This window comes from Aeromonas sp. HMWF015, assembly GCF_963878965.1.
Taxonomy (GTDB): Bacteria; Pseudomonadota; Gammaproteobacteria; order Enterobacterales; family Aeromonadaceae; genus Aeromonas; species Aeromonas veronii.
The window spans coordinates 1-2,117 of the sequence record NZ_CAWNZT010000137.1; the positions used below are offsets into that span (position 1 = coordinate 1).

Here is a 2,117-nt window from a genome sequence, read left to right on the forward strand (position 1 = left end):
CTGTGCATCAAGGTGGAGAAAGAGGCCTGCCCGCTGGGGCTGGCACCCACTTCCAGTACCACGGCAACCTTAGTCATGGGCGATGCCCTGGCGGTGGCCCTGCTGGAAGCGCGCGGTTTCACCGCCGATGACTTCGCCCTCTCTCACCCGGGCGGTTCCCTTGGCAAGCGTCTGTTGCTGCGGGTCGGCGACCTGATGCACAGCGGTGAGCTGTTGCCCCAGGTGGGGATAGATGCCACCATCAGCCAGGCGCTGCTGGAAGTGAGCCGCAAGGGGCTCGGTATGACGGCGGTGGTCGATGGCAATGGCCTGCTGGCCGGGCTCTTTACCGATGGCGACCTGCGCCGCATTCTTGACCAGCAGATCGATATCCATCACACCCCCATCAGCCGTGTGATGACGGCCAACTGTGTTACCGTAGGTCCAGAGATGATGGCTGCGGAAGCCGTCAAGCTGATGGAAACGAGAAAAATCAACGGATTACTGGTCGTGGATGGTGACAAGCGCCCGCTCGGCGCCTTCAACATGCACGACCTGCTGAAAGCCGGAGTAATTTGATGCAAAACGTACCGACCCTCTATGGTCCGGTGACGCGCAGCCAGTTCGACAAGGCGGCGCAAATCCGCCTGCTGGTGTGCGATGTGGACGGGGTGCTCTCTAACGGCCTTATCTACATGGGAAACAACGGCGAAGAGCTGAAAACCTTCTGTACCCGTGATGGTGCGGGCATGCGAGCACTGCTCAATGTGGGGATCGAGATCGCCATCATCACCGGGCGCAACTCACGAATCGTCAGTGATCGGATGAAAAGCCTGGGGGTGGCTCATGTGGTACAGGGGGCTGATAAAAAGCTGCCTCACTTCGAAGCGCTGCTGGCCAAGCTGGGGCTGACTGCTGAACAGGCCGCCTATATGGGCGATGACACCATCGATCTGCCGGTGATGCAGGTCTGTGGGCTCGGCATTGCCGTGGCCGATGCCCATCCGCTGGTGCTGAGTCGTGCCGATATGGTGACCCGGCTTGGCGGTGGCATGGGCGCGGTGCGCGAGGTGTGTGACCTCATTTTGCAGGCGCAGGGCCACGACGATTATCAGCCTGAGGCCTCGGTATGAGCAGACAGACCCTGTTGTTTGCCCTGCTGTTTCTGGTCGCGCTGGTTGCCTGGCAGCTGGGCAAGGTGGAGCTGGTGCCTGAGAGCGCCGTCAAAATCGAAAACTATCAGCCGGATTTTGTCGCCAAAGATCTGGTGACCACCCGTTTTGATATCAACGGCAAGCGCACAGAGAGGTTGGAGTCGACCTACGCCGAGTATTATCAAATCCTCGAGCAGGCCACCTTCGACAAGCCGGTGGTCTACATGTATGACGATCAGGGTGCCGCCGAGTGGAAGGTGACTGCCGAAACCGGCGTGCTCAACACCGGTGACAACGTCATCCTGCGGGATAAGGTGCATCTGGATGGTCTGCTGCCCACCTCCTTTATCTCCACACTGGATACCCCCTATCTGGAGCTGGATCTGGTGACACAGGATGTGCGCAGCAACCGGGAAGTGAACATTCTGGGTCGGGATTTCCAGACCCAAGGGGTTGGCCTCAAGGGCCATCTGGACCGCAAATATTTTGAGTTACTGGATCAAGGCCATGCCATCTATTTCAATGAAAAACGCTAATCTGGCCCTCGCAGCCCTGTTGTTGTGTGGTGCGGTGACCGCCAAAGAGTCCGACTTTGCCGAGAAGGTCTACGTCGATGCCGTCAAACAGGTGGCCGAGATGCAGGACAACCGCATCACCTTCGAAGAGGATGTGACCATCAATCAGGGCACTATCCGGATCAAGGCTGACAAGGTGGTTGTGACCCGTTCCGGCGAGAAAGGGGCGGAGGTGATGACTGCCTACGGCAAGCCCGCCACCTTCTTCCAGATCCTGGATAACGGCAAGCCGGTCAATGCCCACGGCAACACTATCCGCTACGAGCTGAAGAACCGGCTGGTGACCATCACCGGCAACGGTCAGCTCAAGCAGGAAGATAGCCAGGTCAATGGCGATCTGATCCGCTACGACATCGTCAAACAGAAGATGATCGCCGAGAGCAAGAGCCCGAGCCAGCGGGTCAAAACC

4 protein-coding genes are annotated in these 2,117 nt (G+C 58.7%); all 4 read left to right on the plus strand.

Annotated features, from left to right (window positions below):
* On the plus strand, positions 1 to 558 hold a 558-nt coding region (locus AACS18_RS07240; protein WP_146184864.1), incomplete at its 5' end, for a KpsF/GutQ family sugar-phosphate isomerase.
* Positions 558 to 1,112 carry a 3-deoxy-manno-octulosonate-8-phosphatase KdsC gene (gene kdsC / locus AACS18_RS07245; protein ID WP_108614028.1) on the plus strand — a complete coding sequence of 185 codons (555 nt, stop codon included), beginning with the start codon at positions 558 to 560 and terminating at the stop codon, positions 1,110 to 1,112. The genes AACS18_RS07240 and kdsC, both read left to right, overlap by 1 nt.
* On the plus strand, positions 1,109 to 1,669 hold the full coding sequence (lptC, locus tag AACS18_RS07250; protein ID WP_005336338.1) for an LPS export ABC transporter periplasmic protein LptC: 561 nt from the start codon (positions 1,109 to 1,111) through the stop codon (positions 1,667 to 1,669). The genes kdsC and lptC overlap by 4 nt, the downstream gene beginning before the upstream one ends.
* Positions 1,656 to 2,117: lipopolysaccharide transport periplasmic protein LptA (gene lptA / locus AACS18_RS07255; protein WP_181363422.1), on the plus strand; the 462-nt coding region annotated here is incomplete at its 3' end. The genes lptC and lptA, both read left to right, overlap by 14 nt.